Annotated in this window: 7 protein-coding genes; all 7 read right to left on the bottom strand. The window is 63.0% G+C overall.

Annotation, left to right across the window (positions count from 1 at the left end; genetic code table 11):
• Nucleotides 1–42: 42 nt before the first annotated feature.
• Nucleotides 43–423 carry a metallopeptidase family protein gene (locus ACESY8_RS19485; RefSeq protein ID WP_024723520.1) on the bottom strand — a complete coding sequence of 127 codons (381 nt, stop codon included), beginning with the start codon at nucleotides 421–423 and terminating at the stop codon, nucleotides 43–45.
• Nucleotides 420–692: a cupin domain-containing protein gene (locus ACESY8_RS19480; RefSeq protein WP_498794956.1), complete on the bottom strand. Its 273-nt coding sequence runs from the start codon at nucleotides 690–692 to the stop codon at nucleotides 420–422. Before ACESY8_RS19480 ends, ACESY8_RS19485 begins: the two co-directional genes overlap by 4 nt.
• 17 nt (nucleotides 693–709) lie before the next feature.
• On the bottom strand, nucleotides 710–1,072 hold the full coding sequence (locus ACESY8_RS19475) for a DUF6483 family protein (protein ID WP_054339469.1): 363 nt from the start codon (nucleotides 1,070–1,072) through the stop codon (nucleotides 710–712).
• A 17-nt stretch (nucleotides 1,073–1,089) separates the two neighbouring features.
• On the bottom strand, nucleotides 1,090–1,707 hold the full coding sequence (gene lexA, locus ACESY8_RS19470; protein WP_054339468.1) for a transcriptional repressor LexA: 618 nt from the start codon (nucleotides 1,705–1,707) through the stop codon (nucleotides 1,090–1,092).
• 444 nt (nucleotides 1,708–2,151) lie between these two features.
• Nucleotides 2,152–2,634 (bottom strand): phage holin family protein, encoded by a 483-nt coding sequence (locus ACESY8_RS19465; RefSeq protein ID WP_498794955.1) that lies wholly within the window; start codon nucleotides 2,632–2,634, stop codon nucleotides 2,152–2,154.
• A 1-nt stretch (nucleotide 2,635) separates the two neighbouring features.
• Nucleotides 2,636–4,135 carry an N-acetylmuramoyl-L-alanine amidase gene (locus tag ACESY8_RS19460; protein WP_498794954.1) on the bottom strand — a complete coding sequence of 500 codons (1,500 nt, stop codon included), beginning with the start codon at nucleotides 4,133–4,135 and terminating at the stop codon, nucleotides 2,636–2,638.
• Complete coding sequence (locus ACESY8_RS19455) at nucleotides 4,128–4,490, bottom strand: hypothetical protein (protein ID WP_498794953.1); 363 nt, start codon at nucleotides 4,488–4,490, stop codon at nucleotides 4,128–4,130. Before ACESY8_RS19455 ends, ACESY8_RS19460 begins: the two co-directional genes overlap by 8 nt.
• Nucleotides 4,491–4,575: the final 85 nt, after the last annotated feature.

The following is a 4,575-nucleotide window of genomic DNA, read 5'->3' as shown; positions in this document are numbered from 1 at the left end:
CCCCCCCCCCCCCGGGGCCTTGCTTCGTCTGCCGCCGGGCGGCTATTCCCCGCGCCCGGCGCGGAACTCCTCCATGAACTGCTCGTCCTTGCGCTCCAGGCCCCGCTCCCCGGCGCGGCCCTCGATGTGGTGGGTGAACTCGTGGGCCAGGGTGGTGTAAAGCTCATCCTCCCAGTCCTCCTCCGTCCAGTCCTCCTGCCCGGCCAGGGCGGCGAAGGAGCCATAGTAGAGGTTGATATATTTGCCCATCATGTCGTTGCAGTACTCGCCCATGATGTAGAGCTCGCCGTGCTCCCCCTCCGGGTCTTCCTTGGCCTCGGGCAGCAGGGCGATGCCGCCGTTGAGCTCGTCGTAGAACTCCGGCGGGAACTCCTCCGCCATCTCGTCCAGCAGCGCGCCCGCCTCGTCAAAGCTGAGAATCATACCGCTCCTCCTTTTGGCTTCTTCATGGTGAGGGAAATCCGCTTTTTCTCCTCGCCGCCGCCGTACAGGGCCTTGCCCGTGCCGGAGAGAACGTACACAATTTCGCTGCTCCCCTCGTGGGTGTGCAGGCCGATGGAGCACCCCGGCTCCAGCCGCCCCCGCATGATGCGGTTGCGCCCGTCCGCAAACATCCTGGCGTGGGTCACTCCCTCGCCGCCCTTGAACCCGGGGATGGCAGTCTCCTCTATGGCTCCGAATTCCACTTTCATTCCAACTCCTCCTTTGACTACAGCAGTGATACGCCGAACCGGCCCGCCATATCCCGCAGGCCCTCCTCCAGCTCGTCCCGGCCGAAGCCCGCCGCCTCCAGCTGGGCGTCGGTCAGGTCGTTGAGCCTGGCATAGAAGTCCACCGCCAGCTCCAGATAACGCCGGTCGTCGGGATCGCTCTCCGCAAAGAGCAGATCCTCCGCCCCGCCGATGTCCCCGGCGTTGACCTTCTCCAGCAGGCGGCGGTGGAGTTCGTCCAGCGCGGCGTCCTCCGCCGTCCCGCCGGGCACATAGTCGGTGGAATCCTTCTGAAACACCAGATAGGCAATGGAGCGGGCCAGGGCGTCCACCTGGCGCATCATCCAATCCTCGGTCAGCATTCCGCATCTCTACCTTTTTATAGTTCCCGCACCAGGCGCACCGCCACGCCCACGATGCGGGCCACGCCGGTCTCAAAATCCGACAGGGGGACCAGCTTGGGCTCGTAGGCGGGGTTCTCCGGCTGGAGAAGCACCATGTCCCGCTGGCGGCGGAAGCGCTTGAGGGTGGCGTCCTCCCCGTCCACCAGGCAGGCCACAATCTGGCCGTTCTCTGCCGTGTCCTGCCGCCGCAGAAGTACCAGATCCCCGTCCCGGATACCGGCGTTGATCATGCTGTCGCCGGTGACCCGCAGGAAGAAGTGCTCCTCCGGCTCCGCCACGTCGGCGGTGGCCCAGCCCTCCACCCGCTGCTCGGCCGCCATGGGCAGCCCCGCCCGGATGGTGCCCAGGATGGGGACGGACTGCCGCTGTCCGGTACGGCGGGGCACATCGTAGCCCAACAGCCACAGGGGATCCACACCCAGGGCGGCGGCCATGGCGGAGGCCGTGCCGATTTTCGGCTCCCGCTGGCCCAGCACATAGCGGTTCAGCGTCTGCGGGTTCATCCCCAGGCGCTCCCCCAGCTGCTCATAGCTGAGTCCCTCTTCCTCCATCAGGCGGCGCAGGCGGCCGCCAAGGCTGCTCTCCCGCTCCATCTGTCCGTCCCTCCTGTCCCATTATTGGGGCTATCCTATCATATTTTATCACCATTTGCAACAGAAACCAGGAAAAAACCCTTGACTGTTATCTCCATTTGGTGTTATTATAGCCTCGTAATCGAACATAAGTTCTATTTCATTCGTTCAGTATCACCATTTGGAGATCCCAGATGCGAAAAAATGCCCCGCCGACTGGCGAGACATTTTTTGGTGGAGGAGGGTGGATTCGAACCACCGAAGCGAATCGCAACAGATTTACAGTCTGCCAAATATTTTCCGTTTCCATTGCGCCGCAGTAGCTCCGCAACCTATCGCCCAGTTTTACCCATGCATTACCCAAATATTTTTTAGATTCTTTTATTTTATCCTAGGATATCATGGAGTATTATGGATGTCAATAACGAGAGGGGGCACTTAATCTTGGTGCCCCCTTTTTCTTGCCTATTTACTTTCTCTCTGGTCACCGCCGCCCAGCTTGTCCCCCGCGCCGTCCACAGTGGACTCCAGGGCGGCGATGGCCTTGCGGAGCCATTCAGGTACAGGCGCACCGAGGGCACCGATGTTCTCCACAATGCTCCCCAGCTCGGTCATGATATACCAGACCAGCACCAGAACACTCACAAATACCTCATACTGGAAGGGCATCTCCAGGGCGGGGATGTTGGCTAGAATCAAACCGATCACCCCGTCCAGAATGGCGGCCACCAGGACGGCCACCACGGCCCCCAGCTTGTGCCACAGGCCGTCCCTTGCCACCTTGGACGACCACTCCCCGGCCCGGAGGGCGGCGGCGGTGCCGGTGCCGTAGTCGAGCGCCATACAGAGCAGCCAAGCAAGCACCAGCCAGCCAAACCAGCCCCACAGGGCCGTCAGACCGCCCAGCACGGCGGCGACCGCCGCCTTGAATCCGTTGATATGCTCCATATCAATCGTCCTCCCTTACATAATCCGCCGTTTTCCCGATCAGGGCCTCCACAGTATCCTTGGAGTAGTTCCCGGCTTTCCAGTAGTCGGGCTGGTCGATAATGCCGACATTAGCCAGCGTGTCCACGTCGGTGTCCAACTTGGATACATTCGCCGGCTCTCCCCGGCAGAGGCCCAGGAATGCCTCCCAGGCCCGGGGGGTGGCCCGGATGGTCTTGGGGCAGTCCTTGCCGTTCCAGTGGTTGTGCTGGACTACATTGTCCAGCGGGATGCCGTGCTCCTCCATAAGCAGCCTCACTAGCGCGGCGGCGTTGGCCTTGGCCGCCTCGAAGTCCCCTCCGGCGTTGACGCAGATCTCGATGCCGATGCTGGTGGCATTGCCCGGCCCGTCCTTGCCGTCCCCAGCATGATACGCCGTCTCATAATCGGGCAGGTGCTGGACAATGGCGTGGTCGTCCACGGTGTAGTGCCAGCTCACCAGATCATCCTCCCCGGCGGCGCTGTCCAGATAGGCCCCGTGGGCCGCGGCGTCGGCGCCCTTGGCCGCGTTGCCGGTCTCGTGGATGGTGATGTAGGTGTCCGGGTTGGTGTCCCTGCCCGGCCGGTTTTTGCGCCCGCCGGAGATGATATGCTCCTGGATGGCAATGCCGTTGTCTGTGACCCGCTGGGGGCCCTCCACGGCCTCCAGATAGGCCAGGGACACCCAGCCCTTATTCGTCCTGCCCCAGCCGTCCCGCTCCTCCAGCACGTCCACCACCGTGCCCATGGGGTACGCCCCCACCTTGCCGTAGCCGGTGCCGGGGCCGCTGCGGATGTTGACGCCGATGCTGGGCGTCACGGTGTACTTGCTCATAGGCTTGTCCTCCTTGTCCGGCGGCTCCTGGCCGCCCTGTCTTGTCCATACGCACAGATACCCGGCCACCCGGCGGGCGCTGTAGATACGCTGGCCGTCCCCAAAATCGCACTGGCTGGAGCCGCCGCTGTCCAGACCCAGTGCCCGCAGGTTGGCCGCCTGGTCGTACCGGCAGCCGATGCTCACCAGCTCGTCCCGCAGCCCTTCCGGTGTCTTGGCGTCCGCCGTGCCGTCGCCGGAGCAGTACAGGATCACCCGCGCCCCGGCCAGCAGGACAGCGGAGCGCCCCCGTGTGCCCCCGTACTCCGGGGAGTAGCTGAGGGCCTTACCCGGCCCCCTGGTGGGCGTCAGCAGCTCCACGCCGCTGAGGTAGGAAGCCCCGCCGTTGTCGGGTACGATGTCCAGGCGGATATCTGCCCCCTTGTCCCAGGTCAGCCCCCAGCAATTCCAGCCGGCCGTGGCCTTGACCGTGCCGTCGATCTTGAGATTGCCCACTGGGCGGCCCGTGGTCGTGTCGTAAAACCAGCTATTGATGATGTACTGGCACCCGCAGGCGGCCTTGACCTGCTCCATAGACCGCCCCCTGGCCTCCACCAGGGCGGTGCGGGTGATGTCCGCCCTGGTGATGACCGCTATGTACTTACTCATGGTCTTCGGACTTCTCGCCGTTGATGGGGCCGGGGTCGGCGGCGTTCTCCATCAGCTCAACCATGCCCTGATAGTCCTTTGCGTTCCACAGGGCGGCCAGGGCCTTAACGTTAGCCTGACGCTTTCTGACCCAGACGTTAAACGCGTCATTCTCCTCGGCCAGATCTGCATCAGCGCCCAGGGCATCCCAGTCAGGCCGGAAAGCCACAGGCAGATTTTCCGCGCCGATGTCCACCGCCCTGCCGTGGCGGATGTTGTTATGTACCATGCTGCCGCCTACACCCACATCTACATCGTTGGCGTTGGCGATCGCGTAGCAGGCGGGGGTGAGTTCGTTCCAGTTGATGTTTTTCATAATAGACTTCCTTTCTATTACAATAGATTTACGGTTAAAGGCACGGCAGCCAGCCATGTCTTTTTTCGTATCGTTGCCTAAGCTG

Source organism: Clostridium sp. ATCC BAA-442 (assembly GCF_964239415.1).
Classification (GTDB): Bacteria; Bacillota; Clostridia; order Oscillospirales; family Oscillospiraceae; genus Flavonifractor; species Flavonifractor plautii.
The sequence above is the reverse complement of the archived record's forward strand: the minus strand, read 5'-3'. Positions and strand labels throughout refer to the sequence as shown.

Coding starts and splice junctions, on each gene's coding strand:
- ACESY8_RS19485 (WP_024723520.1), bottom strand. CDS start 423: ATGATTCTCAGCTTTGACGAGGCGGGCGCGCTGCTGGACGAGATGGCG.
- ACESY8_RS19480 (WP_498794956.1), bottom strand. CDS start 692: ATGAAAGTGGAATTCGGAGCCATAGAGGAGACTGCCATCCCCGGGTTC.
- ACESY8_RS19475 (WP_054339469.1), bottom strand. CDS start 1,072: ATGCTGACCGAGGATTGGATGATGCGCCAGGTGGACGCCCTGGCCCGC.
- lexA (WP_054339468.1), bottom strand. CDS start 1,707: ATGGAGCGGGAGAGCAGCCTTGGCGGCCGCCTGCGCCGCCTGATGGAG.
- ACESY8_RS19465 (WP_498794955.1), bottom strand. CDS start 2,634: ATGGAGCATATCAACGGATTCAAGGCGGCGGTCGCCGCCGTGCTGGGC.
- ACESY8_RS19460 (WP_498794954.1), bottom strand. CDS start 4,135: ATGAGTAAGTACATAGCGGTCATCACCAGGGCGGACATCACCCGCACC.
- ACESY8_RS19455 (WP_498794953.1), bottom strand. CDS start 4,490: ATGAAAAACATCAACTGGAACGAACTCACCCCCGCCTGCTACGCGATC.